This window comes from Serratia sp. Ser99 (assembly GCF_024519545.1).
Taxonomy (GTDB): domain Bacteria; phylum Pseudomonadota; class Gammaproteobacteria; order Enterobacterales; family Enterobacteriaceae; genus Serratia; species Serratia liquefaciens.
The window spans coordinates 106,844-130,701 of sequence record NZ_JALJRT010000001.1 but is presented as its reverse complement, the minus strand read 5'-3'; the positions used below and the strand labels follow the sequence as shown (position 1 = coordinate 130,701).

At 56.1% G+C, this 23,858-nt stretch carries 28 protein-coding genes and 1 pseudogene; 20 read left to right on the top strand and 9 right to left on the bottom strand.

What is annotated here, in order from left to right:
• Positions 1-24 precede the first annotated feature (24 nt).
• From NR114_RS00675 to NR114_RS00660, 4 genes are all read right to left on the bottom strand, one after another.
• Positions 25-552 (bottom strand): cysteine hydrolase family protein, encoded by a 528-nt coding sequence (locus NR114_RS00675; RefSeq protein WP_020825820.1) that lies wholly within the window; start codon positions 550-552, stop codon positions 25-27.
• A gap of 27 nt (positions 553-579) precedes the next feature.
• Positions 580-1,683 (bottom strand): suppressor of fused domain protein, encoded by a 1,104-nt coding sequence (locus NR114_RS00670; protein ID WP_020825819.1) that lies wholly within the window; start codon positions 1,681-1,683, stop codon positions 580-582.
• Between the two features lie 164 nt (positions 1,684-1,847).
• The gene (locus tag NR114_RS00665; protein WP_115059507.1) at positions 1,848-2,720 is read right to left on the bottom strand and encodes an oxygenase MpaB family protein; all 873 of its coding nucleotides are present in this window, start codon (positions 2,718-2,720) and stop codon (positions 1,848-1,850) included.
• A 58-nt stretch (positions 2,721-2,778) separates the two neighbouring features.
• Entirely contained in the window at positions 2,779-3,759 is a 981-nt protein-coding gene (locus NR114_RS00660) for a quinone oxidoreductase (RefSeq protein WP_256813867.1), read from the bottom strand.
• Between the two features lie 120 nt (positions 3,760-3,879).
• Between NR114_RS00660 and NR114_RS00655 the strand changes: the two genes are divergently transcribed.
• From NR114_RS00655 to NR114_RS00635, 5 genes are all read left to right on the top strand, one after another.
• The gene (locus NR114_RS00655; RefSeq protein WP_256813866.1) at positions 3,880-4,770 is read left to right on the top strand and encodes a LysR family transcriptional regulator; all 891 of its coding nucleotides are present in this window, start codon (positions 3,880-3,882) and stop codon (positions 4,768-4,770) included.
• Between the two features lie 29 nt (positions 4,771-4,799).
• Positions 4,800-5,243, top strand: coding sequence for an acetyltransferase (locus tag NR114_RS00650; protein WP_020825815.1), 444 nt, complete (start codon positions 4,800-4,802; stop codon positions 5,241-5,243).
• A gap of 252 nt (positions 5,244-5,495) precedes the next feature.
• A complete protein-coding gene (locus NR114_RS00645; protein WP_020825814.1) occupies positions 5,496-6,521 on the top strand; it encodes a methionine ABC transporter ATP-binding protein in 1,026 nt (341 codons plus the stop codon).
• The gene (locus NR114_RS00640) at positions 6,514-7,182 is read left to right on the top strand and encodes a methionine ABC transporter permease (protein ID WP_020825813.1); all 669 of its coding nucleotides are present in this window, start codon (positions 6,514-6,516) and stop codon (positions 7,180-7,182) included. The genes NR114_RS00645 and NR114_RS00640 overlap by 8 nt, the downstream gene beginning before the upstream one ends.
• Before the next feature lie 17 nt (positions 7,183-7,199).
• Entirely contained in the window at positions 7,200-8,021 is an 822-nt protein-coding gene (locus NR114_RS00635; RefSeq protein ID WP_020825812.1) for a MetQ/NlpA family ABC transporter substrate-binding protein, read from the top strand.
• 51 nt (positions 8,022-8,072) lie between these two features.
• Here the strand turns inward: NR114_RS00635 and NR114_RS00630 are convergent, their stop codons facing one another.
• Positions 8,073-8,717: a TetR/AcrR family transcriptional regulator gene (locus NR114_RS00630; protein ID WP_020825811.1), complete on the bottom strand. Its 645-nt coding sequence runs from the start codon at positions 8,715-8,717 to the stop codon at positions 8,073-8,075.
• 175 nt (positions 8,718-8,892) lie between these two features.
• Here NR114_RS00630 and NR114_RS00625 point away from each other — a divergent pair, with 175 nt between their 5' ends.
• Together NR114_RS00625 and NR114_RS00620 are read left to right on the top strand one after the other, a co-directional pair.
• Positions 8,893-9,150: a YdgH/BhsA/McbA-like domain containing protein gene (locus NR114_RS00625; RefSeq protein WP_020825810.1), complete on the top strand. Its 258-nt coding sequence runs from the start codon at positions 8,893-8,895 to the stop codon at positions 9,148-9,150.
• 203 nt (positions 9,151-9,353) lie between these two features.
• On the top strand, positions 9,354-9,611 hold the full coding sequence (locus NR114_RS00620; RefSeq protein ID WP_020825809.1) for a DUF1471 domain-containing protein: 258 nt from the start codon (positions 9,354-9,356) through the stop codon (positions 9,609-9,611).
• A 63-nt stretch (positions 9,612-9,674) separates the two neighbouring features.
• Here NR114_RS00620 and NR114_RS00615 read toward each other — a convergent pair whose 3' ends face one another.
• Positions 9,675-10,598, bottom strand: coding sequence for a bifunctional helix-turn-helix transcriptional regulator/GNAT family N-acetyltransferase (locus NR114_RS00615; RefSeq protein WP_041414322.1), 924 nt, complete (start codon positions 10,596-10,598; stop codon positions 9,675-9,677).
• Between the two features lie 465 nt (positions 10,599-11,063).
• On the opposite strand from NR114_RS00615, the gene NR114_RS00610 reads away from it, so the two are divergent.
• From NR114_RS00610 to NR114_RS00590, 5 genes are all read left to right on the top strand, one after another.
• Positions 11,064-11,735 carry a CsgG/HfaB family protein gene (locus NR114_RS00610; protein ID WP_256813865.1) on the top strand — a complete coding sequence of 224 codons (672 nt, stop codon included), beginning with the start codon at positions 11,064-11,066 and terminating at the stop codon, positions 11,733-11,735.
• An 18-nt stretch (positions 11,736-11,753) separates the two neighbouring features.
• Positions 11,754-12,110, top strand: a complete 357-nt coding sequence (locus tag NR114_RS00605) for a DUF4810 domain-containing protein (protein WP_041414320.1) — start codon at positions 11,754-11,756, stop codon at positions 12,108-12,110.
• Complete coding sequence (locus NR114_RS00600; RefSeq protein ID WP_256813864.1) at positions 12,107-12,766, top strand: DUF799 domain-containing protein; 660 nt, start codon at positions 12,107-12,109, stop codon at positions 12,764-12,766. The genes NR114_RS00605 and NR114_RS00600 overlap by 4 nt, the downstream gene beginning before the upstream one ends.
• A 131-nt stretch (positions 12,767-12,897) precedes the next feature.
• Positions 12,898-14,388 carry an alpha-amylase gene (amyA, locus tag NR114_RS00595; RefSeq protein WP_201895608.1) on the top strand — a complete coding sequence of 497 codons (1,491 nt, stop codon included), beginning with the start codon at positions 12,898-12,900 and terminating at the stop codon, positions 14,386-14,388.
• 123 nt (positions 14,389-14,511) lie between these two features.
• Entirely contained in the window at positions 14,512-15,360 is an 849-nt protein-coding gene (locus NR114_RS00590) for a PA4780 family RIO1-like protein kinase (protein WP_020825803.1), read from the top strand.
• 29 nt (positions 15,361-15,389) lie between these two features.
• Here the strand turns inward: NR114_RS00590 and NR114_RS00585 are convergent.
• Positions 15,390-15,607 (bottom strand): annotated as a pseudogene (locus NR114_RS00585) (hypothetical protein).
• Between the two features lie 70 nt (positions 15,608-15,677).
• On the opposite strand from NR114_RS00585, the gene NR114_RS00580 reads away from it, so the two are divergent.
• On the top strand, positions 15,678-16,490 hold the full coding sequence (locus tag NR114_RS00580; RefSeq protein ID WP_256813863.1) for an AraC family transcriptional regulator: 813 nt from the start codon (positions 15,678-15,680) through the stop codon (positions 16,488-16,490).
• Here NR114_RS00580 and NR114_RS00575 read toward each other — a convergent pair.
• Together NR114_RS00575 and lsrG are read right to left on the bottom strand one after the other, a co-directional pair.
• Entirely contained in the window at positions 16,487-17,080 is a 594-nt protein-coding gene (locus NR114_RS00575) for a LysE family translocator (protein WP_130015949.1), read from the bottom strand. The two genes, NR114_RS00580 and NR114_RS00575, sit on opposite strands and share 4 nt — an antisense overlap.
• Positions 17,081-17,165: 85 nt before the next feature.
• Positions 17,166-17,459, bottom strand: a complete 294-nt coding sequence (gene lsrG / locus NR114_RS00570) for a (4S)-4-hydroxy-5-phosphonooxypentane-2,3-dione isomerase (protein ID WP_020825799.1) — start codon at positions 17,457-17,459, stop codon at positions 17,166-17,168.
• Positions 17,460-17,645: 186 nt separating this feature from the next.
• On the opposite strand from lsrG, the gene lsrK reads away from it, so the two are divergent.
• The 7 genes from lsrK to NR114_RS00535 all read left to right on the top strand — a co-directional run bounded on the left by lsrK (position 17,646) and on the right by NR114_RS00535 (position 23,855).
• Positions 17,646-19,211, top strand: coding sequence for an autoinducer-2 kinase (gene lsrK, locus NR114_RS00565; RefSeq protein ID WP_256813862.1), 1,566 nt, complete (start codon positions 17,646-17,648; stop codon positions 19,209-19,211).
• A gap of 235 nt (positions 19,212-19,446) precedes the next feature.
• Positions 19,447-20,631 (top strand): MFS transporter, encoded by a 1,185-nt coding sequence (locus NR114_RS00560; protein ID WP_020825797.1) that lies wholly within the window; start codon positions 19,447-19,449, stop codon positions 20,629-20,631.
• 210 nt (positions 20,632-20,841) lie between these two features.
• A complete protein-coding gene (locus tag NR114_RS00555) occupies positions 20,842-21,735 on the top strand; it encodes a LysR family transcriptional regulator (protein ID WP_020825796.1) in 894 nt (297 codons plus the stop codon).
• A gap of 52 nt (positions 21,736-21,787) precedes the next feature.
• Complete coding sequence (locus tag NR114_RS00550) at positions 21,788-22,249, top strand: GNAT family N-acetyltransferase (RefSeq protein ID WP_020825795.1); 462 nt, start codon at positions 21,788-21,790, stop codon at positions 22,247-22,249.
• A 58-nt stretch (positions 22,250-22,307) separates the two neighbouring features.
• Positions 22,308-22,649, top strand: coding sequence for an HNH nuclease YajD (gene yajD, locus NR114_RS00545; protein WP_020825794.1), 342 nt, complete (start codon positions 22,308-22,310; stop codon positions 22,647-22,649).
• Between the two features lie 277 nt (positions 22,650-22,926).
• On the top strand, positions 22,927-23,562 hold the full coding sequence (locus NR114_RS00540; protein WP_256813861.1) for an AAA family ATPase: 636 nt from the start codon (positions 22,927-22,929) through the stop codon (positions 23,560-23,562).
• Entirely contained in the window at positions 23,559-23,855 is a 297-nt protein-coding gene (locus NR114_RS00535; RefSeq protein WP_020825792.1) for a hypothetical protein, read from the top strand. The genes NR114_RS00540 and NR114_RS00535 overlap by 4 nt, the downstream gene beginning before the upstream one ends.
• Positions 23,856-23,858 lie beyond the last annotated feature (3 nt).

The window sequence follows — 23,858 nt, the reverse complement described above, 5'->3', positions numbered from 1 at the left end:
GCTCCGGGCTTTTTTATCTGGCCGTCAGAAACGAATTTCTGCCGTTGGCAGTGCGTCGATCAGGACACCAAAGCTTTCGATATTCGACAGTGTGGCGTTGTGATGGGCGCGGATCTGCAGGCCGGAGGCATGCGCTTTGTCATGGCTGGTATGCGCATCGGCCGCCAGCGTCACCGGGTAACCCAGCGCGGCGGCGCGGCGGGTGGTGGTATCCACGCAAAATTCGGTGGAATAGCCGCAAACCACCAGATGCGAGATACCGTTCGCAATCAACAGCGGCCCCAATCCGGTACGCAGGAATGAGTCCGGCGTGGTTTTCTCTACCCGATGATCGCCGGCCTTTACCTGCAAACCGGGATCAAGTTGCCAGGCGTCACTGCCGTGCGCCAACTCATCATGCTGCGTTTGATGCTGAATGAAAATCACCGGCACGCCAGCCTGACGGGCAGCGGCACTCAGGGTGTTAATGCGATCGATCGTCGCTTCGGCATCCGCCGGCGGCGGTGTAAACAACCCTTTCTGCACATCAATAACCAACAGCGCTGACTTCATGATTGGCTCCAGAGAATAAATTCCGTCTCAGCATACCGGCTGACGCGGACGGAAGATATGGTCAACTCCCTGCTCACGCAGTTTGTTAACCAACTCATGCCCCCCATTCGGCGTCGCATGCGCCAGCAGACGCTCGGCTTCAAATACCGGGCTGGCCCAGAAAATATTGACCGGATCGCCATACTGTTTCGGCAAGCTCAGATGCTCGTGATACGGATAAAAGGAGGAAGACAGCACGTAGCCCTCATAACCCTGAGGCGCCACTTCAGACTCCAGGGTATGCCCTTCGCCAAACCAGGTGATTTTTGACCAGGGCACGTGGGCGAAACCGGCCAACGCGCTGGCCATCTGTATCGCATTTTCCTCGGTCATGTATTGACCGTCGATGGCGATACCCATTTCCATGCGGCGATAGCGGGAGGCGTCGTCGTTAAACAGGATCTCTACCCACGGCATCGGCCGGATGCTGACACCCAGGGTAAGGAAATAGTAGATGCCGTCGCGTTCATGCTGAGTGATCGCCATCGGCGGCCACTTGCCCTGATCGATGGCGTAGTATTTCACCGAGGGGCCAAAATGCTGCTCGTAATGCGCCTGATAATCGCTCTGCATTTTGGGCCAGGGATTCCCTTCCTCCCGCTGCCAACTGCGCCAGAACTGACGGGTACTTTCCGCCAGTGCATACTGGGTATTGGTGGAAGCGGAACCGAGCGGATAAGCCAGCGGGCTCTCTTTAATGCAGCTGGCGGAATAACATACCGAATGGTCGATATACAGGCTCCAGCCGGGGATCACCGCCAGCAATTGGCCGTAATACCACAGTGCCGCGCCGTCATCGCTCTCGGTCCAAACCACCGTCAGCCCTTCCGGGTTCAGCGGCGCTTCCCCTTCCAGATTGCGGCAAAACTCGGCCGCCAGCATCGGTGGCTGCCCCAGCGCCAGTGCCGCGCTGTCTTCCTGCTGCGGCGCAGCGGCCAGGTTACGCAGCCAGCAAGCGCGCACCTGAAAACGTTCGCTATTTTCTTCTGAAGGGTAAATATAAAAATAAGCAGCCCGGTGATCTTGCTGAACCACCGCGACCAGCGTCTGGTTCTCATTACTGACTTCAGCAAGTACGTGTGACTCGTTCATATAACCTCAAATAGGCTCAAGGCGCAGAATAATGCTGCACGCTAAATAAAATGGAAATTGGCTTTTATCCAGTGTAAAGCGCATTACCGCTCGGATCACCCGTAAAAGTCTCAAAAGTGCCCCGAAACATCGGGTTATTGGTAAGAATTATAGTCTGCGCCGATTCAGGCCTGTCGGTTAATTCGGCGCAGCGCACGCTGATATGAACCATTACGCATTGAGGCGCGCAGCACTTTACCGACGCCCCCTGCACCGGTGCGCACCAGGCGGCGGCGTAAGTTTCCGGGATGAAAATCAAACTGTTGTTGCGCCCAGTCAGGCAGCAGGTCGATACCCGCCTGCATCACTAAAGCGCCAAAAGGCCGGGCCAATGCGCTGGGGGCCGGCGCGGCCAGCAGAATACGCGCGACTTCCCGCGTGCGTTCATCGCACACCAATTGCGGGCGCATCCGTTGCAGATACTCCTCTACCGCCGTGCAGGAGGTTGGGATTTCTTCAGCCCCCAAGGCTGCGGCTACGCGTGCAGCCTCACGGTAATATTGGTCCTGCTTTTCACGGGGAAGAGACGGGTTGCGGTAGCGTAAATGGCTGGCCAAAAAACGGCTGCTTTCCACCACGTGTACCCAGGTAAGCAACTCAGGATCGCTGGCGGCGTAAGGCCTGCCGTCGCTGCTGACGCCGTTGACCCGCAGGTGTATAGCTTTGACTTTGGCAATCAGGCGTTCGGCTTCGGCGGTGGGGCCAAAAGTGGTGACGGAGACAAACTGGCTGGTACGGCGTAGGCGGCCGAGCATATCGTCACGAAAGTTGGAATGATCCCACACTCCCGCCAACGCCAGCGGGTGCAGCATCTGCATCAGCAAGGCGCTGACGCCCCCGCACAGCATCGAGGTAAAATCGTTGTGCACCTGCCAGATAACCGACTGCGGGCCGAACAGGCCTGGATCCCCCGGCGGATTTTCAAAATCAATGCCGCCGAGCGCCAGCCCGGTCAGGCTGATGACCTGTTTTTCTATCGCTGCGCGTATCACTTCCATCCTGACTGGCCCCGTTTAGCTTCTGGCGGCCAGTGTAACATGAAGCGAAATACGGCTTTTAACTCCGCGGGTCGCTATCGTTGAGCAGCACAATTTTGCCGGCAAAGCTGCGATCTTCCAGGCGACGGTGCGCCGACGCCCCCTCTTTGAGCGGGAAGGTTTCGATGTGCGGGATAGCAAACTCCCCATTCTGCCAACTGCTGAACAGACGCTCGGCCCGCGTACGTCGCGCCTCTGCGCTATTGAGGTAAGTCCAGAGATCGCCCCCCACTACGCCTTTGGAATCCATCATCAGCTGATAGGCAGAGATCGCCGGTGCCTCACCCCCGGCCATGCCGAAGGTGACCACCCGACCGCCGGGGCACAGCGCGTCGATGCTTTGTTGCAGGGTGATGCCCACGGAGTCAAAACCGTACTCAACGCCGCCGTCGGTCAGAGCGGCAATCTGCGTGACCCAATCCTGCTGATAAGTGAAGGCCGCCACCGCGCCGTTGTTTAACGCAATCTGCTGTTTATGCGCCGAAGAGACAACGGCGTAAACCTGCGCGCCACGCGCCACCAGCATCCGGGTAAGGATCTGTCCGACACCGCCGGCGGCGGCATGCACCAGGGCGCGATCGCCCGCCTTGACCTGAACGCTGTCATTGATCAGGTACTGCGCCGTCAGCCCCTGCAGCAAAATAGAGGCGGCTTCAACGTCGCTCAATGCCTGTGGCAGACGCAGCGCGTGCTCCACCGGCACATTGATGCGAGTGGCATGACAAAAAGGTACGTCAGCGAAACCAATCCGCTCTCCGAGTTGCCACCCCTGAACGCCCTCACCCAAGGCAATGATGGTCCCAACCCCTTCGTAACCGCCAATATGAGGGGGATTGCCGTGCAGCACGTAATTGCCCTTACGGCGATAGATATCGGCAAAATTCAGCCCGGCGGCCCCCATGCGTACCTGTACCGTACCCGCAGGTACCGCCGGCGTCGGCAGCTCAAGGTATTCGAGCACGTCCGGCCCGCCAAATTGTTCAAACGCTAATGCCTGCATATCGCCACTCCGGAAAATTTCCGCCAATAACACACTGACGGTCGATAGATTGATTATCGCAAAGCGCTATACTCGGCAACAGTGGCCTAAAAAGCATTCAGAAAACACCAAGGGTTTATAATGGATCGATTAACCAGCATGGCGGTGTTTGTACGGGTGGTGGAAAAAGGCAGCTTCGTCGCCGCCGCCGAAGAGATGGCTATTTCACCGACCATGGTTGGCAAACACATTCGCGCTCTGGAACAACGGTTGAATGCGCCGCTGCTTAATCGTACTACTCGCCGCCAGGGGCTGACCGAGGCCGGTCGGGTGTTTTACGAACGCTGCCGCCGACTGCTGGCCGATGCCGACGCGGCCGAAGCCAGTGCGCGGGCGCTGTTAAGCTCCCCGAGCGGGCTGTTGCGCATCAGCGCGCCGGTCACCTTCGGCAACCGTGTTCTGACACAGATACTGACCGAGTTCCTGCAACGGCACCCGGAGGTGGAAGCGGAAGTGGTGCTGTCGGATCGCAAGGTGGATTTGATCGAAGAAGGCTACGAGGCCGCGTTTCGCATCGGGCCGGTGGCGGACGACGGCCTGGTGGCACGCGCCCTGCCCGATTACCGCATGACGCTGGCTGCCTCGCCGGATTATCTGGCACAGCACGGTGAACCCACAAGGCCGGAGCAGCTCAGCGCACACTGCTGCTTTGGTTTCAGCCAGTGGGATGGCAACCACTTTTGGCGGCTGTTGGGGCCGCCGGGAGAGATCAGCGTACCGGTCAGGCCTCGATTGAGAATGGACTCCGGTGAAGGGGTACGCCGGGCGGCATTGGCGGATTTTGGCATCGCGCTGCATGCCACTCTGCTGCTGGATGAAGATATCGCCGCCGGCAGATTGGTCCGGGTACTGCCGGAGTATTCACCACTGCCGCGCCCGATGCACCTGGTCTATCTGCCCGAAAGGCGGCAATCCGCCAAGCTGGAAGCCTTTATCGCCCTGACCGTAGCCAGACTGTGGGGCCGGGTTTAAAATAAATGAGTCCAAATACGGGAGTTATCATGTTCACTATCCGAGCTCGCGCGGCAGAAGACAATGCGCAACTGGTGGAGATTTGGCAGCGTTCGGTACGCGCTACCCACCATTTTCTTACCGAAGAAGACATCGCCAAGCTCTATCCGTTGGTGCTGAACGATTACCTGCCTGCGGTCAACGTTTGGGTTGCCGTGGACGGCACCGGCCAGCCCTGCGGTTTTATCGGACTGAGCGGCAACAAAGTGGAAATGCTGTTTATCGATCAGGATCAGCGCGGCAAGGGCGTCGGCAAGGCACTGCTGGAGCATGCGGAAACCTTGCATAACGAGTTGCAGCTGGACGTTAATGAACAGAACCCGCAGGCCAGCGGTTTTTACCGCCACTACGGGTTTGAAATCACCGGGCGTTCCGCGCTCGACGGCCAGGGCAACCCTTTCCCGCTGCTGCACATGAAGCTCGCCAAACGCTAACGCCAACCCCTCGGCCATGGTCTGCCCTGGCCGTCGTTTTACCATCACTTCCGCTCATCACTTGATATACCAAATCAGAATAACTAATAGAATTTACATTCTTCCTGTCACTATAAACCCCCGGTAGGATTGGCCCGTATTCACCCAGCAACAGAGGTTCCGTCTGCCCTTATCCCAAGAAGCCGATCCCTTTCCGGCGTGACGCACTCCGGACGGAATTCTGTGATGTATTAAATAAGGATTCGCTTCTCTATGATCGTTCTTTCGAACGTTTGCAAAACTTTTGACAGCGCACAGGGCCGCGTTGTCGCAGTGGATGACGTCAACCTGACGGTCGAGGCCGGGCAAATCTACGGCATCATCGGCTACAGCGGCGCCGGTAAAAGCACGCTGATCCGCTTGCTGAACGGGCTGGAAACGCCCAGCAGCGGCAGCATTCAGGTTGAAGGTTTCGATATCGCCGGAGCCGAAGGCAACGCCTTGCGCCAGGCGCGGTTGAAAATCAGCATGGTGTTCCAACACTTCAACCTGCTGTGGTCACGCACCGTCAGTCAGAACATTGCTTTTTCCATGCAAATCGCCGGCGTGCCCAAAGCACAGATTAAACCGCGAGTGGCGGAGCTGGTCGCACTGGTTGGGCTGCAGGGCCGCGAAGATGCTTATCCGTCGCAGTTGAGCGGCGGACAAAAACAGCGCGTCGGCATCGCCCGCGCGCTGGCCAATAATCCGGGGGTTCTGCTGTGCGATGAAGCCACTTCGGCGCTCGACCCTCAAACCACAGACTCGATTCTCGATTTGCTGCTGGACATCAATCGCAAACTGAACCTGACCATTGTGCTGATCACCCATGAAATGCACGTCGTGCGCAAAATTTGCCACCGGGTGGCAGTGATGGAAAACGGTCGCATCGTTGAGGAAGGCCCGGTGATTGACGTGTTCACCCGGCCGCAGCAGCCGATCACCCAACAGTTCGTCAAACAGGTTTCGCAATATCAGGAAACCGAGGAAAGCTTCAATCCGCTGTTGAGCCAACATCTGTCGGGCGCGATTTTCAAGCTGACGTTTGTCGGCGTGCAGACCCATCAGGCGGTGATTTCCGACGTTATCCTGCGTTACAAGGTAAGTATCAACATTCTGCACGGCAAAATCAGTCAAACCCTGAATGGTTCCTTTGGCGAACTTTACATTCACGTCGAAGGCAACGACCTGCAAATCGACAGCATGCTGAAGCTGTTGAAAGAGCAACAGATCGCCGTTGAGGTCATTAAACATGCTTGAGTCACTGTTCCCTCACCTGCGTCTTGATTCGTTGTTGAATGCCACCTGGGAAACCCTGTATATGACCGGGATCGCCGGTTTGGCGACGCTGGTACTCGGCATCGTCCTCGGGGTGTTGCTGTTCCTGACCTCCCGCGGTCAGCTGCTGCAAAATCGCGCCGTCTATTCGCTGATTTCAGTGCTGGTCAACGTGTTCCGCTCCATTCCTTTCATCATTCTGATCGTGTTGTTGATCCCGTTCACCAAGACGTTGATCGGCACCATTCTGGGCGCCGATGCGGCATTGCCGGCGCTAATCGTCGGCGCGGCACCGTTCTACGCCCGATTGGTCGAGATTGGCCTGCGCGAAGTCGACAAAGGAGTGATTGAGGCGGCGCGATCGATGGGCGCCAAAACCAGCACCATTATCTTCCGCGTGCTGCTGCCGGAATCTTCACCGGCACTGGTTTCAGGCATTACCGTTACCCTGATCGCGCTGGTGAGCTACACCGCGATGGCCGGGGTGATTGGCGCAGGCGGGCTGGGCAATCTGGCCTATCTGGAAGGTTTTCAACGCAACCACGGTGACGTGACGCTGGCCGCAACGCTGACGATTTTATTGATCGTTTTCGTTATCCAGTTCATTGGCGACACCCTTACAACCACGCTCGATAAACGATAAATAACCAGGGAATAATGATGATGAAAAAACAAATTATGATGCTGGCTTTCGCCTCACTGACCGCGTTGGCCTCTTTGGGTGCCTCGGCGGAAACCAAGCTGGTGGTCGGCGCATCTAACGTGCCGCACGCGGAAATCCTCGAGCAGGCCAAGCCGATACTGGCGAAGGAAGGCATAGATTTGGTGATCAAACCTTTCCAGGACTACATCCTGCCGAACACCGCGCTGGCCAGCCACGATATTGACGCCAACTATTTCCAACACGTGCCTTACCTGAATTCGGTGCTTAAGGATCATGCCGACGACAAGAGCTATGACTTTGTCAGCGCCGGCGCTATCCATATCGAACCTATCGGTATTTACTCCAAGAAGTACAAAAGCCTGAAGGATTTACCGGACAACGGCAAAATCATCATGCGTGACGCGGTGGCGGAAGAAGGTCGTATTTTGTCGATCTTTGAAAAAGAGGGCGTGATTAAACTGAAGCCGGGCGTGAGCAAGGTGGATGCGCGCATTTCTGACGTGGTGGAAAACCCGAAACACCTGAAGTTCCAGGCCAATGTGGAAGGTGCACTGCTGCCGCAGATGTACAACAACGACGAGGGCGATGCGGTGGTGATTAACGCCAACTACGCCATCGACGCCGGGCTGAACCCGACCAAAGACCCGATTGCGGTGGAAAGCGGCGAAAACAACCCTTATGCCAACATCATCACCGTGCACAAGGCCGACGTGAACAAGCCGGAAATTGTGGCGCTGGTGAAGGTGCTGCACTCCAAGGCGATTCAGGATTTCATCCGCGAAAAATACCAGGGTGCGGTGATCCCGGTTAACCAATAATACCGACCAAGGCCGCAGCGATGCGGCCTTTATTCCTGCCGTGTGCCCTTCTTAGACCTTATTGCCCACCTGACTCAGGCGCGGCCAGACCAGCATCAACGCATCAACCAAACGCAACAAATCTTCACGGCTGGCGCCTTCGCGTGCCTGCGTCGACATGCCCTCAATGGTACAAATGATAAATTTGGCCAGCAGCGCGGTATCGGTTTTCACCAACAGTTCGCCCTGTTCTACCTTGCGGTCGAAGCAAGCCTTCAGGCTGGCCTCCTGCATATGATGCTTTTTGCGCAGCATCTCGGCCACATCACCGGAAGAGGACGATAACGCCGCGGACGCACAAACCATCAGGCAGCCGGACGGTTTTTCCGGATCGGTGAACAGCTGCGCCAGAGAACGCACATAATCCTCGACGATCTCCGCCACCGGCAAATCCTGCTCCAGCCGTTGGTTGATGCACGTGGTGTATTTTTCCAGGTAGCGCTCTACCGCTGCGCGGAACAACCCTTCTTTATTGCCGAACTCCGCATACAGCGTAGGCGCTTTGGCACCGGTCACCTCGACCAGATCGGCCATCGAGGTGGATTCATAACCATGCAGCCAGAACAGATCGAGTGCGCTTTCCAGCGCACGGTCGCGATCAAACTGCTTCGGTCTGCCACGCGTTTTTTTGGCGCAGACTTCTTCATTGATGCTCATAGACCCTCTCTTATCCCGCTCTGCAGCAGGGCTTGCCAATTAAATTAACGGTCATTATAAAAAAATATTGCGCTCTCGTCGAGAAGAGATTACCATTTAGTTATCGATCGTTAAGTAATTAGCGACAACCAATTCAAATACGCCTATTTACGTTGATAAAACAGGAAATAACTTCATGAAAAACTTAAAAATGACGCTTGCAGCCCTTGCGCTGGCCTCTGTTTCATTCGGCAGCTTCGCCGCCGATCTGGTTAACAGCCAACCGGCAGATCAGCAGAAAGCCGGGGTGATCACCGTCAGCGGGGCTTCAGACCTCACCGCTCTGGAAGCCGGTTTGGCGGCCAAGGCTGACGCAGCCGGGGCAAAATCGTTCCAGATCGTTGGTGCAGGCGGCAACAACCAACTGCACGGCACCGCATTAATTTATAAATAACAATAAGTTGATTAAATAATGCTGGAGTGGCTACGGCTTTTGGCCTTCCAGCAAAAAGCTGTCAGAAAAAATTAATTAACGAACACTAAAAAAATAGTTGCAAAGCGTCGAACAGGCGTCTAACATTAAATTATCGATCGTTAATTAATTTAACGACCCAACAGACAAAACCTTATACAGAATATAAAGATAGGAATAAGACTATGAAAAACCTGAAAATCACCATCGCAGCCATCGCACTGGCCACCGCTTCATTCGGCAGCTTTGCCGCCGATTTGGTTAACGCTCAACCGGCAGATCTGCAAAAAGCTGGCGTAGTCACCGTCAGCGGTGCATCCGACCTGACCAGCCTGGAAAACAAACTGGCGGCCAAAGCGGATGAAGCAGGCGCTAAATCATTCCAGATCATCTCAACTACCGGCGACAACAAGCTGCACGGTACTGCGATCATCTACAATTAATGGCTGAATCAGCTATTGCGCAAAGAGGCGGCCTTGGGCCGCCTTTTGTTTTATGGATGGTGCTCAGTCGCTTTGCAGATTCTTGAGCAGGTAGATATTGCAGCCGTGGTGGCCGGTATTGCCGCGTCTTTCCGTCAGCAGCGTAAAACCCAGCGCATAATACAATCCCAGCGCCTCTTTCAACTGCTCGGTGGTTTCCAGATAACAGTAGCGGTACCCCGCTGCCCGCGCCGCTTTCAGCGCCTGCACCACCATGTAACGCGCCATGCCTAACCCGCGTACGCTGGGTTTGAAAAACAGTTTTTGCAGCTCGCAGTAACCGACGTCACCGCCCGCCAAAGGGGCAATGCCGACGCCCCCCACTACCTGGCCTTCCTGTTCCAGCACCCAATATTTTCCACCGTTATCCTGGTAAACGCCGGTCAGGCGATCCAAATCGGGATCGTGCAGACTAACGCCTTCCATTTTATCCATGCCGTACTCGCGGAATACGTTGCAAATAATCCCCGCCATCGCGGCATCATCATCCTGGGTTATCGGACGAACCCGCAAAGCGGCGTCACGCTGCTTACGTGCGTTACGTAATGCCGAGGTCATCTTTTTCATCGCGGCCGTAGTGGCAGCCAACTCATCATCGTCCAACTGCGCCAATGCATCCTGCATAAAACCATCGGCATTGGTGTCTATCGCCGCCAGCGTTTTACGGCCCAAACGGGTCAGTTGATTCAGGTTGTGGCGTTTATCGTGCGGATAATCCACCGCTTCAATCATGCCTGCGGCAACCAGGCTACGCACCGCCCGGCTGGCACTGGCCTTATCGATACACAATCGGGTGGCCAGTTCGGTCACGCCCAGGGGTAGCGTGCTGATCTCAATCAGAATATGGATCTGTAATGGTGAAAAACGGCTGCCGTTACTCTGTTTATTCAGCATGCCCAGTTCTCTGACCAGGTTGCGCGACAATGCCCTGAAATCTCTGATGTTCACAATCAATGTCCCCGTTGGTACCAGCGCTAAAACACTTCACTTAGTTGATAGTGTTACCTAATATTCATTACCATAACGGATTTTTAAACGGCGTGAAATCTCAACCTGACGAGACACCTGCAGCAATCTGTCGTCTAACGCAGAATTACATTCTTTACTGAATTAAATTTATAAAATAAAAAGCCATAAAATATACATTTTACAAATAATAAACCCATCAAAAACCGGACAATTCAGAAAACCAGATAAAATACGAATGATATCCTTACACAATCCATTGTATTTGAATGAGTTATTTAATCCCCAATAGCGCCAATTATGTCGATATTCAGTTGTATTTTGTTACATATCCATGGCAGGATTGCCCCGTTTAAATAGCACCTGTTATTTCCCCTGCCGTTTAAATTCCTGGCGCAAAACGGTCTGTTTTGTGCGCTTTTATAATCATGGAGAGATTGTATTCCGATGAAAAAATCACTCGTTGTCTGCTCAGTCGCCCTTTCCGTCAGCCTGCTGGCAGGCTGTGCTACTGAATCCTCGCGCTCTCTGGAAGTACCTAAAGTGGCGACCTACAACACCAGCTACCAGGGGCAGCGCAGCCCTATCTCCGTCGGCAAGTTCGATAACCGCTCCAGCTATATGAACGGCATCTTCTCCGATGGCGTCGATCGCCTGGGCAACCAGTCAAAAACCATCCTGATCACCCATCTGCAGCAAACCGGCCGCTTCAACGTGCTTGATCGCGCCAATATGGATGAGTTGAAAACCGAAGCCGGCATTAAAGGCCAAACCCAGACGCTGAAAGGCGCCAACTACGTGATCACCGGTGACGTGACCGAATTCGGCCGTAAAGAAGTGGGCGATCACCAGCTGTGGGGCATTCTGGGACGCGGTAAAACGCAGGTGGCCTATGCCAAGGTCAATTTGAATGTGGTCAACGTACAGACCTCAGAAGTGGTTTACTCCACCCAAGGTGCCGGCGAGTACCAACTATCCAACCGTGAAATCATCGGCTTCGGCGGCACCGCCAGCTACGATTCCACCCTCAACGGCAAAGTGTTGGATCTGGCCGTACGCGAAGCGGTCAATAACCTGGTTGCCGGTATCGAAAGTGGCGCATGGCGCCCTGCTAACTAACGGAATAGAAGCAGCAATATGATAACTAAAAAAATGGGTGGGGCGCTGTTCGCAGCGACCCTGCTGGCCGGCTGCGCCGCGCCAAAAACGCTCTACAACTGGGATGGCTATCAAACTTCGATTTACCAATATTACCAACAGGATGGTCAAAGCCCTGAACAACAGATTTTGACGCTAAAAGAAATTGCCGAAAAATCTCGCGCCAAGAATAAAGCCGTGCCGCCGGGCCTGCATGCACAACTGGGGTTGCTGTACAGCAAAACCGGCAATACCGGCCAGGCCATGACCGAGTTCAATACAGAGAAAACGCTGTTCCCGGAATCAGCGCCGTTTATGAATTTCCTGATGGCTAAGGATAAGGGGAGCTTTAAATGAAACGTGCATTAGGTTTCTTCAGCGTCGCCGTTACCCTGCTGTTGAGCGGCTGCTCCAAACAAGCACCTTACGATTATGCAGCCTTCCACGAGAGCAAGCCGAAATCCATCCTGGTGCTCCCCCCTGTCAATCAGTCGCCGGATGTCAAAGCCAGCCATAGCGTCCTTGCCAGCACCACGTTGCCGTTGGCGGAAGCCGGTTACTATGTGCTGCCGGTCGCCGTGGTCGAAGAGACTTTTCAGCAAAACGGCCTGACTAACGCCAACGATATCCGTGCGGTCAGTATCCAAAAGCTGCATAAGATCTTCGGTGCCGACGCTGTGTTGTACCTGGATGTCACACAATACGGCACCAGCTATATCGTTATTAACAGCGAAACGCGCGTTACCGTGAAAGCCAGGTTGGTCGATTTGCGTAACGGCAAACAACTTTGGGCCGGCAGCGCTACCGCCTCCAGCAACGAAAATAACAACAACTCCAGCGGCGGTCTGCTCGGTATGGTAATCAGCGCCGCCATCGCGCAAATTGCCGATACCATCAGTGACAAGGGGTTCGATGTTGGTGCCATCGCCAATACCCGCTTGTTGTCGGCAAACGGCCAGAACGGCGCCATTTTGTATGGCCCGCGCTCGCCGCATTACGCCAGCCAACGCTAACCTCCAAGGGCGGCATATCCGGCCGCCCAAACCTGGTTTCCCTTTTGCCAAAAGTAGCCCATGCTGTAACAGTGATGGGGTGAGCTACCGCTCATCTTGCACCTCCTTTTGGCAAACAGGACGGCTTGCTCATGACGAAAAAAACCACGTTGCTGCAGTTTTTCCATTGGTACTACCCCGATGGCGGTAAGTTATGGCAGGAAGCCGCCGAACGCGCCGAGCAAATTGCCGGAATCGGCATCACCGACCTGTGGCTTCCTCCTGCCTATAAAGGCGCTTCCGGCGGCTATTCGGTAGGTTACGACAGCTATGATCTGTTCGACCTAGGGGAGTTCGATCAAAAAGGCAGTCGCGCCACCAAGTACGGCGATAAAGAGGCGTTGACCCACGCCGCCAACCGGCTGCGGGACAACGGCGTAAGGGTCATTTACGACGTGGTGTTCAACCATAAGCTCGGGGCCGACGATAAAGAGCAGGTGCACGTATACAAAGCGGATGCCAACAACCGCAATGACATCAACGATCAGGGTTTTGACGCCCTGGCCTACACCCGCTTCACCTTTCCAGGGCGGCAAGGTACCTATTCCAAATTCATTTGGGACTACAAATGCTTCGGCGGAGTGGATTACGTAGAACAGCCCGATGAAAAAGGCGTTTTCAAAATCGCCAATGATTACGGCGACGACGGCTGGAACGATCAGGTCGGCGACGAGAAAGGCAACTACGATTACCTGATGGGCGCCGACGTTGAGTTTCGCAACCCCGCCGTGACGGAGGAGCTGAAATACTGGGCTCGCTGGCTGATGGAGACCCTGCCCTGCGACGGTTTCCGGCTGGACGCCGCCAAACACATCCCGGCCTGGTTCTTTAAAGAGTGGGCTGATCATGTGCGTGACAGCGCGCAGCGCGATCTGTTTATCGTCGCCGAATATTGGTCGCACGATCTGGCAGCGTTACAACAGTATATTGACCTGGTCGAGGGCAAAGTGATGCTGTTCGACGTAGCCTTGCACCTGAAGTTTCATCAGGCATCCAAGCAGGGGGACGGGTTCGATATGGCGCAGATTTTCACCGACACCCTGACCGCCGCCGATCCGGCCCATTCGGTCACGCTGGTCGCCAACCACGACACCCAGCCGCTGCAATCGCTGGAAGCTCCGGTCGAACCCTGGTTCAAACCGCTGGCCTATGCTCTGATCCTGCTGCGCGAACAAGGCGTACCCTGCGTGTTCTATCCCGATCTGTACGGTGCCAGCTATAAGGATAAAGGCAGTGACGGCCAGGAATACCAAATTGATATGCCGGTGATCCCGGAGTTGGAAAAGTTGATCCAGGCGCGTCAACGCTTTGCCAACGGCGTGCAAACCGATTATTTTGATGATAAAAACTGCGTCGCTTTCACCCGCAGCGGCACCGCCGATGCCCCTGGCTGCGTGGTGGTGCTCACCAACGGGGCTGAAAGCGGCAAAGCGGTTTCGCTGGGCGATGCTCTGGCACATAAAAGCTGGCGTGATCTGCTCGGCAACCGTCAGGATGAGGTCATCACCGACGAACTGGGACAGGCGACTTTCCCGGTTAACGGCGGCAGCGTCAGCGTTTGGGTGTTGGCGGAAACCCTGTAGTGGGTGCGCCGTTGCGGCGTTCGGTCGCAACGGCGGCAAACTATTTTTTGCCTTTCAGGTCTAAATTGGGGTAACACCTTAGCAAACCATTCACACCGGAGCCTAAATAGGGTACAAGGCTGCATGAAAATTCCAAAACGACTCCAGCCATTGGTAGATGATGGTTTAATTGACGACGTCATCCGCCGTTTGAAAAGTGGCAAAGAAGCCGACGTCTTTATCGTGCGCTGCGGCGAAGAGATCCGCTGCGCCAAAGTCTACAAAGAAGCAGAAAAACGTAACTTCAAGCAGGCCGTGAACTATCAGGAAGGGCGCAAAGTGCGCAACAGCCGTGATGCGCGCGCCATGAGCAAAGGCTCTAAATTCGGCCGCCAGCAGCAGGAAGAAGCCTGGCAGAACACCGAGGTCGATGCGCTGAACCTGCTCGCCAAAGCGGGCGTTCGCGTGCCGCAGCCGGATATCTGTCTGGATGGCGTACTGCTGATGGAACTGATCACCGACGAAGAAGGCCTGGTAGCGCCGCGCTTGAGCGATGTCACCCTGACGCCGGAACAGGCTCGGGCCGATCACGCATTGATGATGAACTACGCGGTACGCATGCTGTGTGCCGGGCTGGTGCATGGCGATCTGTCGGAATTCAACGTGCTGATGGATAAAAACGGGCCGGTGATTATCGATCTGCCGCAGGTGGTGGATGCCGCCGCCAACAACCACGCCAAAAGCATGTTCGAACGTGATATCAACAACATGTCGCAGTTTTACGGCCAGTACGCGCCAGAACTGCTCGGCAGCAAATATGCCAAAGAGATTTGGGCGCTGTACCAGGAAGGTAATCTGACCCCGGCGAGCGTGCTTACCGGCAAGTTTGTCGAGAGCAACAAACGCGCCGATGTCGGTTCCGTCCTGGAAGAGATCCAGGCGGCCAGCGAAGAGCACCAACGCCAACTGATGGCCCGCAACGAAGAAGATTAATCCTCCGGCCCTTTTTATCGGGCCGGGGTTTATTCGATCCTGACGACGTCAGGATGGCGTTCCGTCGCGGCTTCGTGGTAAATGTCCCCCAGATAGCCGGCTATCTCGCTTTCGGTCAATTCATCCGGCAACACGATGTCGTAACTGCGCGCATACTTGCGCTCCGGCAACGTCACGCGAAACAGCTGCCACTGCCCCCTGCCCGTTTGACCCCCAGCAGGCGGCCGAACACATTAAAAATCATCACCCGCATTCCCTCCCCGGCGCGTTTTAGGCTATAACACAAGCTAGCCCCGCCGCATCGAAAAGGAAAGACAATGACCGCTAATGCGCCGCAGTTCTGGCGTGATCCGCAGCTCCCCTTCGTGGAAGCCCGCGCCATTGAAGATGGCCGTAAGGTTTGTTACGCCCTGCACAGCCATGAAATCTTTTCCATCGGCGCCATCACCGACGGCACCAGTATTTATATTAACGGCAGCCAAGCGTTGCAGGTGAGCACCGGCGATGTGGTGATCATCAATCCGCAGCAGGCCCACGCCTGTAACCCCATCGGCGACCAGCGCTGGTCATACATCATGTTTTATATTGATGCCGCCTGGCTGGGTAAATTGCAGCAAGAAATCGTCGGCGGCGACGGCCGTTTTATCCCCTTCACTCAGGTGCTCAGCCGTGACCCCGAACTGTTTGGTGGCCTGAACCGGCTGTATGAGCTACTGATCGACCCACTGCGCTGCCATTTGGAAAAACAGATCGCTCTGGTGGAATACTTCAGCGATTTGCAGACCTCTTTGGGGAATACGCCAGTTACCCCTTACGAGCACCCAAGATTGGCGACGGCGGCAGCCTTTATCAACGCGCATTGCACCCAACCGCTCACGCTGGAGGCCATCTGCCAGGCGGCAGCGCTTTCGCCCTCATACCTGATACGCGCCTTTAAACAGCGTTACGGCATGACGCCGCATGCTTATCTGGTTAACCAACGCATTCAATTCGGTCACCGGTTGCTGAAACGCGGTTATCCGATCGCCGCAGCGGCCAGCGAAAGCGGTTTTGCCGATCAGGCGCACTTTCAGCGCACCTTCAAACTGTTGCTGGCCGCCACCCCCGGCCAGTACCAAAACCCACGCTAAATGCCGTCGGCCAACAGATAGCAGGCGCTGGCTGCCAACAGCAGCGCCATCAAGCGATTAAAACGCCGTACGTTGCGTGCCTGCCGCAGCAGGCCGGTCAACATCGCGCCGGTGTAAGCCCAGCAGGCCACCGAGGCATAACAGATCACAAAGTAAATTACCGCGAACTGCCACAGCAGCAGGCGATCGCCATCGGCAACAAACGCTCCCAGACTGGCCACCGACGCCAGCCAGGCCTTGGGGTTCAGCCACTGCAACAGCGCGCCGTACCAGAAAGAAGGGGCTTGCGGTTGACTACCCTGCCCCAAGCGGCCGTCATCAAACGCCAGTTGATACGCCATAAACAACAAAAACGCGATGCCCGCCCACTGGATAACCTGCGTCAGCACCGGCCACAGCTCCAACAGCGTGTTCAGCCCCAGACCTAGCAGGATCAACAGCAGAGTAAACCCCAGCGTGGCGCCCGAAACATGGCGCAGAGTGGCGTTGAAACCGAATTGTGCCCCCGCGCTCAGGGCAACGATATTGACCGGACCGGGGGTGATGGAAGAGGCCAGCGCAAATGCGGCCATGGAAAGATAGATATTCATTAAAGGCACCTGAGAAAGAGTTCACAGATGCCAGACTGACGGCTTGGCTTGTCAATGTATTGAACAGAATTACCCTACGCCGGCGCTAACCCGGCATCAGGCCGATAAAGCTGGTTTTCTTGCGTGGGCCGGTCATCAGCGCTTCCAGTTTCTCCACGCATTGCAGATAGTGCGGCGTCTTTTTATGAGCGGCGACCGCCTGCTCGTCCCGATAGGCTTCATAAATATAAAACCGCGTCGGGATGGATTCATCTTGCAATACGTCAAAACGCAGGTTGCCCGGCTCTTCTATCGCCCCCAGGTGATTGGCACGGAAGACCTCAATAAACTCGTCGATTTTGTCCTGTTTAACGTTAATTTCTACCAGTGTGACGTGCATGGCGACTCCTTGTTAAACCTCGAAGGTCAATGTTCTTTCCAACCATAGGTTTAATCCCACAGATTGCCCCTCCGCAAGGGCAATTTTGCTGCCTGGCTCACAAATCCCACCAGGCCTGCCGCTTCCCCCACCGGTGCAAACAGTACGGCATCTATAGTTAAGGTTCCTCCCCAGAGAGTGTGAGCTATGGATAACTATTTGATGGCGCTGGATGCAGGCACCGGCAGCGTTCGCGCGGTAATCTTCGATCTGGCGGGTAACCAGATCGCTCAGGGCCAGGCGGAATGGCGGCATTTGGCCGTGCCGGGCGTGCCCGGTTCCATGGAGTTTGACCTCAGCCACAACTGGCAGCTGACCTGCCAATGTATCCGCCAGGCGCTGCAAAACGCCGGTCTCTCTGGCCAGGCCATCCGTTCCGTGGCCTGCTGCTCCATGCGTGAAGGCATCGTACTCTACGATCGCGACGGCGTGCCGATCTGGGCCTGCGCCAACGTTGATGCCCGTGCCAGCCAGGAAGTCAGCGAACTGAAAGAGCTGCATAACCATAATTTTGAGCGCGAGGTTTACCAGTATTCAGGCCAAACGCTGGCGTTGAGCGCCATGCCGCGCCTGCTGTGGCTGGCGCATCACCGGCCGGACATTTACCGTCAGGCGGCAACGCTGACCATGATCAGCGACTGGCTGGCAAATATGCTCAGCGGTGAACTGGCGGTAGATCCCTCCAACGCCGGTACCACCGGCATGCTCGACTTGGTCAACCGCGACTGGCGTCCGGCGCTGCTCGATATGGCCGGACTGCGTGCCGATATGCTGTCGCCGGTGAAAGAGACCGGCTGTGTGCTGGGACACATCACCGAACAGGCGGCACAGCAAAGCGGCTTACTGCGCGGCACACCGGTCGTGATGGGCGGCGGCGATGTGCAACTGGGCAGCCTGGGGCTGGGGGTGGTGCATGCCGGGCAGACAGCCGTGCTGGGCGGCACCTTCTGGCAACAGATCGTCAATCTGCCGGAACCGGCCACCGATCCGGAGATGAACATTCGCATCAACCCACACGTGATCCCCGGCATGGCACAAGCGGAGTCGATAAGTTTCTTCACCGGGTTGACCATGCGCTGGTTCCGCGACGCCTTCTGTGCCGAAGAGAAGCTGCTGGCGGAACGGCTGGGTATCGATGCCTACAGCCTGCTGGAAGAGATGGCGGCGCGCGTGCCGCCTGGGGCCTATGGCGTGATGCCGATATTTTCCGACGCCATGCATTTCAAGACCTGGTACCACGCCGCGCCGTCGTTTATTAACCTGTCGCTCGACCCGGAGCGCTGCAATAAGCAGACCCTGTTCCGTGCGCTGGAAGAAAATGCCGCCATTGTGTCGGCCTGCAATCTGGAACAAATCGCCAGCTTCTCCGGCGTGCAGGCCCGTTCGCTGGTGTTCGCCGGCGGCGGCTCGAAGGGCAAGCTGTGGAGCCAAATCCTTAGCGACGTTACCGGCCTGACGGTGCGTGTGCCGGTGGTGAAAGAAGCCACCGCGCTGGGTTGCGCAATTGCCGCTGGGGTGGGGGCGGGACTGTATGAATCGTTGGCGCAAACCGGGGAACAGCTGGTGCGTTGGGAGCGAGAATATCAGCCGGATATGGCCAACCATGAGCTGTACCGGCAGCAAAAAGAAACCTGGCGTCAGGTGTATGCCGATCAGCTCACCCTGGTCGATCACGGCCTGACCACCTCGATGTGGAAAGCGCCGGGCTTGTAATACACGACCGGGTGCAGCCTGCTGCACCCATCGCATAAGCTTATGCCAATTAAACATTTAGCCAGCCTGATGGCCGATAACCCATGCCAGACTGGCCGCGCGCGATTATTCCCCCTCAGAAACAGTGTAACCACCGCAAACGGATTTATCCGCCGCAGAGGCCTGCGTAAATTGTGATCTCTGTCACTCCGCGCCTACCGCGCGGTTTACGCATCCACCTGGGACGAGCGGTACTATGCTGAATAATAATGAGAAACCTGCACCATCACCCTGGCTGGCGATCTTCTCGCTGACCGTCGCCTGCTTTGTGATGGTTACCACCGAATTTCTACCGATTGGCCTGCTGACCAATATCGCCCCATCGCTGGACGTCAGCACCGGCAAAGCCGGACTGATGGTGACCGTGCCCGGTATCGTCGCGGCAATCGCCGCCCCTGCCCTCAGTCTGGCGGCCGGTCGGCTCGATCGTCGTCTGCTGATGCTGGCATTGAGCGTGCTATTGACGGTTTCCAACCTGGTCTCCGCACTGGCGGTAAACTTCCCCATGATGTTGCTGGGCCGCGTGCTGCTGGGCATTTGCGTCGGCGGTTTTTGGGCCTTTGCCGCCAACTACGGCCGCCATCTGGTGCCGGAAGCCAGCCAGGGCCGGGCCACTGCGCTTATCCTGAGCGGCATTTCGGTCGGTGCCGTGTGCGGCGTTCCTGCCGGTGCGTTGATTGGAGACCTGTTCGGCTGGCGCGCCGCTTTCTTTGGCAGCGCGGTGCTGGCGGTCGGGGTGTTATTGGCACAGCTGCGCCTGCTGACATCGGTACCCCCCACCCGGCCGGTTACGCCACGCGATCTGCTGTTGCCGCTGCGTCTGCCGATGGCGCGTACCGGGCTTATTGCCATAGTGCTGCTGTTTATCGGCCATTTTGCCGCCTACACCTACCTGAAACCGCTGCTGCAGCAGGTATTCGTCCTCAGCCCGTCGGCGATTTCGCTGCAGCTGCTGGCCTATGGCGCCATTGGCCTGCTCGGAACCTTTTTGGGCGAGAGGCTGGCCGAACGCAGCCTGCGCGCCACCTTTATCCTGATTGCCGCCATGTTGGCCGCCATCCTGATTGTGTCGCCGTTCCTCAGCGGCATCGCCGGGGCTACGCTGATGGTGATGGTATGGGGGTTGGCGTTCGGCGCCGTGCCAGTGTGCGCTACCAACTGGATGTTCGCTGCGGTACCGCAGGCACCGGAGGCCGGCCAGGCACTGTTGGTCTGCGTGATCCAGATTGCCCTGGCCTCCGGCGCGCTGCTGGGTGGAGAAGTGGTTGACTGGCAGGGCGTCAGCAGCGCCATGTTGTTCGGTGGCGCACTGACCCTGTCCGCCGCGCTGGTATTCGGCCTGACCTTGCGCTCCGGCATGATTAGCGCTAAACAGTCATAATCATTATTTACTGGCAGAAACACTCCCCGGCTTGCCGCCGGGGTCAGACGGCTGACAAAGTCCTCTGTACTTAAAAGTCATGTTTTGTGCACTAATAAAAACAAAGAATGATGTCTTCAGGTTTACCCCAAACATCCGAAAACCACGCTTTTCGGGTGTTTGTCATCAAATTCACCCCGGCTTGCCGCCGGGGTTTGCACTGAGAGCGCTATGGATCATCATTTACTCGCTATCCGGGTGTTTAACCGCGTGGTGGAAACCGGCGGCTTCACCCGTGCCGCGGACTCGTTGCGGATGCCTAAAGCCACCGTCACCAAGCTGATCCAGAGCCTGGAAGATCACCTGCAAACCAAGCTGTTCAAGCGCACCACCCGCAGCGTGTCGGTAACGCCCGAAGGCGAATGTTACTACCAACGAACGGTTAAATGGCTGGCAGAGCTGGAGCAAATGGAAGGCAGCATGACCGAGTCGCAGAGTGCGCCGCAGGGCGTGCTGCGCATCGACGTTGGCGGTGCCACCGCACGCCAACTGCTGTTGCCGGCGCTGCCGGACTTTATTGCCCGCTATCCGCAAATACAGATTGATCTGGGCGTGGGCGATCGACTCATCGACCTGATCAACGACAGCGCCGACTGCGTGATCCGCAGCGGTCCGCTGGCCGACTCCAGCCTGATTGCCCGCCGGTTGTTCGAGCTTGAATGGGTAACCTGCGCAACCCCGGCCTATCTGGCTCATTACGGTACGCCGCAGCATCCCTGCGATCTGGAACTGGGGTATCCGCTGGCACACTATCGTCATGCGTTGAACGATCGCATCCTGCCGCTGCACTTCGTCGATCGAGGCAAAGAAATCGATATCCAGCACCGCTATCACGTCAGCGTCAACGAAAGCAATGCGCTGCTGGCGGCGGCGCTGGCCGGATTGGGTATCATCCAAACCTTCCGTTTTATGGCACAACCGCATCTGGACAGCGGCGAGCTGGTCAGCCTGCTGCACGACTGGCAACCACCGGCTGAGCAGATGTATGTGGTGTACCCTTCCAACCGCCATCTGAGCGCCAAAATGCGGGTATTTATCGATTGGGCGATCGAGACCTTCAAATAGGCGAAAATCGTCGCTATAGTTGTCTGCCCTTGGGCAAAAAATGAACCTAATCATGCGTATCGAACGACTTTCTGCGCATCGCCAGCGCATTGGTGAACTGGCCGCTTTACTGCATCAGGAGTGGCAGGACTTCCCCCCGTGGAGCTGCCGAGAGAAAATCAGCCAGCGCCTGGAACAGCGCTGTGAACCACAGCACCCCGGGCTGGCGCTGTTGGCTCTGTCACCGCAACAACAGATCCTCGGAACCGCCAGCCTGATCGTTTACGAACTGGCAGATAAGCCAGAGCGCAAGTTCTGGCTGGGGGAAGTCTTTACCCATCCACAACACCGCGGCCAGGGCGTGGCTAGCGAACTGATCGCCCAGTGCATTGCCCACTGCCGACGGGAACAGATCACCGCGCTGTATCTCTACACGCCCGACCAACAACCGCTTTATCAGAAACTGGGCTGGCAACCTGTTGAGCAACGTGAAGTTTGTGGCGAAACCGTCACGGTGATGTGCCGCACGCTGTAAGCCGGCGCTTTGTGGTATTATTTTACGTATTATTATTATCACCCGACGGGCATTCACCATGGCATATATCCCAAAAAACTACGCGAGGCTGGAAACTGGCTACCGCGAAAAAGCGCTGAAAATCTTTCCCTGGGTCTGCGGACGCTGCTCGCGTGAGTTTGTGTACTCCAACCTGCGCGAACTGACGGTTCACCATATCGATCACGACCACAGCAACAACCCGGAAGACGGCAGCAACTGGGAAATGCTGTGCCTGTATTGTCACGACCATGAGCATTCAAAATACACCGAAGCCGATCAATATGGCTCCACGGTTGTTGCCGGTGAAGATGCGCAAAAAGACGTCGGTCTCGCGACCCATAACCCGTTCGCCAACCTGAAGTCGATGTTGAAAAAGTAGCGTTCTGGCAGCGTCATCATTAGCAGCTTAATAACTTATTAAGCTGCTAAATTAAAAAAATACTTCCGCTTGTCCCCCCTTCCCAGAACATTCCTACTTACCCGCTGACTACGTTACCAGCAAAATAGGCTGTAAAGTTAACCGCATACTGGCTTGGCAAGCCGCCGACATTGGTGCATATTGTTCAGGCTCTGTTGTAGTTAACCTGTTTAGTTATCAACCTAATAAGCGCATTAACTTAATAAGTTACCAGCTTAATAACTTGAGAGATGGCAGCATGATTGTTTTGATTGGCTCGCAAAAGGGTGGCGTAGGGAAATCGACCAAGGCGGTCAATATCGCCGGATATCTGATCCTCAAGCAGGGAAAAACGGCCATCATCGTCGATGCCGACGATCAGAAATCAATCATGACCTGGTATAACGATCGCCAAAATGTTGAAGGTCTGCCACATATTCCGGTGGTTGCCGCCTCGGGTAAAATCAAAGAGACGCTGCTGGAGCTGGATCGCCATTACGATTATGTGATTGTCGACACCGCCGGCCGCGACAGCGCCGAACTGCGCTCGGGCCTGTTAGCCGCCGATCTGTTCCTTTCTCCGCTGCGCCCGTCGCAGATGGATCTGGACACCGTCGGGTATCTGTCTGAAATGTTCGCCACGGCGCAAGAATATAACGAGAAGGTGAGAGGCTACATCGTGCTGAACATGTGCCCGACCAACATCTTCATTAATGAAGCCAACGAAGCGGCGCAGGTATTAAGCGAATACCCGGAACTGACGCTGGTCAGTAACCGCCTGTGTGACCGCAAGATTTACCGCGACGCCTGGGGCGAGGCGATTACCGTGCATGAGGCGCATAACGAAAAAGCGCAGGCGGAAATCGAAAGCCTGGTGAAGGAGGTGATCCTGTGAAAAAACGCACCCCAACCCACCGCATGTCGGAAGACGAATTTATCAATAGCGCCACGTCGCACACTTTGCTGGTTCCCGCCCCCGAAGCCAAGCCGCAGGGTCGCAAACGCACTTACAAAGCCATTTCAGTCAGCCTGACCGATAATCACGTCGACGCCATCGATGAAATCATTGTGCAGGCGGCGCGTAACGGCGTGGTGCGCATTACCCGCTCCGATATCATCAAGCTGGCGATTGACGGCCTGGCGGAGAAGAGCGAAGAACATCTGATGCAACTGCTGAAAAAGCTGTAATAG

Coding starts and splice junctions, on each gene's coding strand:
- NR114_RS00580 (WP_256813863.1), top strand. CDS start 15,678: ATGACCGCTAATGCGCCGCAGTTCTGGCGTGATCCGCAGCTCCCCTTC.
- NR114_RS00560 (WP_020825797.1), top strand. CDS start 19,447: ATGCTGAATAATAATGAGAAACCTGCACCATCACCCTGGCTGGCGATC.
- NR114_RS00670 (WP_020825819.1), bottom strand. CDS start 1,683: ATGAACGAGTCACACGTACTTGCTGAAGTCAGTAATGAGAACCAGACG.
- NR114_RS00650 (WP_020825815.1), top strand. CDS start 4,800: ATGTTCACTATCCGAGCTCGCGCGGCAGAAGACAATGCGCAACTGGTG.
- NR114_RS00600 (WP_256813864.1), top strand. CDS start 12,107: ATGAAACGTGCATTAGGTTTCTTCAGCGTCGCCGTTACCCTGCTGTTG.
- NR114_RS00555 (WP_020825796.1), top strand. CDS start 20,842: ATGGATCATCATTTACTCGCTATCCGGGTGTTTAACCGCGTGGTGGAA.
- NR114_RS00550 (WP_020825795.1), top strand. CDS start 21,788: ATGCGTATCGAACGACTTTCTGCGCATCGCCAGCGCATTGGTGAACTG.
- NR114_RS00625 (WP_020825810.1), top strand. CDS start 8,893: ATGAAAAACTTAAAAATGACGCTTGCAGCCCTTGCGCTGGCCTCTGTT.
- NR114_RS00635 (WP_020825812.1), top strand. CDS start 7,200: ATGATGAAAAAACAAATTATGATGCTGGCTTTCGCCTCACTGACCGCG.
- NR114_RS00590 (WP_020825803.1), top strand. CDS start 14,512: ATGAAAATTCCAAAACGACTCCAGCCATTGGTAGATGATGGTTTAATT.
- NR114_RS00640 (WP_020825813.1), top strand. CDS start 6,514: ATGCTTGAGTCACTGTTCCCTCACCTGCGTCTTGATTCGTTGTTGAAT.
- NR114_RS00605 (WP_041414320.1), top strand. CDS start 11,754: ATGATAACTAAAAAAATGGGTGGGGCGCTGTTCGCAGCGACCCTGCTG.
- NR114_RS00645 (WP_020825814.1), top strand. CDS start 5,496: ATGATCGTTCTTTCGAACGTTTGCAAAACTTTTGACAGCGCACAGGGC.
- NR114_RS00575 (WP_130015949.1), bottom strand. CDS start 17,080: ATGAATATCTATCTTTCCATGGCCGCATTTGCGCTGGCCTCTTCCATC.
- lsrG (WP_020825799.1), bottom strand. CDS start 17,459: ATGCACGTCACACTGGTAGAAATTAACGTTAAACAGGACAAAATCGAC.
- NR114_RS00675 (WP_020825820.1), bottom strand. CDS start 552: ATGAAGTCAGCGCTGTTGGTTATTGATGTGCAGAAAGGGTTGTTTACA.
- NR114_RS00620 (WP_020825809.1), top strand. CDS start 9,354: ATGAAAAACCTGAAAATCACCATCGCAGCCATCGCACTGGCCACCGCT.
- NR114_RS00540 (WP_256813861.1), top strand. CDS start 22,927: ATGATTGTTTTGATTGGCTCGCAAAAGGGTGGCGTAGGGAAATCGACC.
- NR114_RS00665 (WP_115059507.1), bottom strand. CDS start 2,720: ATGGAAGTGATACGCGCAGCGATAGAAAAACAGGTCATCAGCCTGACC.
- NR114_RS00610 (WP_256813865.1), top strand. CDS start 11,064: ATGAAAAAATCACTCGTTGTCTGCTCAGTCGCCCTTTCCGTCAGCCTG.
- lsrK (WP_256813862.1), top strand. CDS start 17,646: ATGGATAACTATTTGATGGCGCTGGATGCAGGCACCGGCAGCGTTCGC.
- NR114_RS00655 (WP_256813866.1), top strand. CDS start 3,880: ATGGATCGATTAACCAGCATGGCGGTGTTTGTACGGGTGGTGGAAAAA.
- NR114_RS00630 (WP_020825811.1), bottom strand. CDS start 8,717: ATGAGCATCAATGAAGAAGTCTGCGCCAAAAAAACGCGTGGCAGACCG.
- NR114_RS00660 (WP_256813867.1), bottom strand. CDS start 3,759: ATGCAGGCATTAGCGTTTGAACAATTTGGCGGGCCGGACGTGCTCGAA.
- amyA (WP_201895608.1), top strand. CDS start 12,898: ATGACGAAAAAAACCACGTTGCTGCAGTTTTTCCATTGGTACTACCCC.
- yajD (WP_020825794.1), top strand. CDS start 22,308: ATGGCATATATCCCAAAAAACTACGCGAGGCTGGAAACTGGCTACCGC.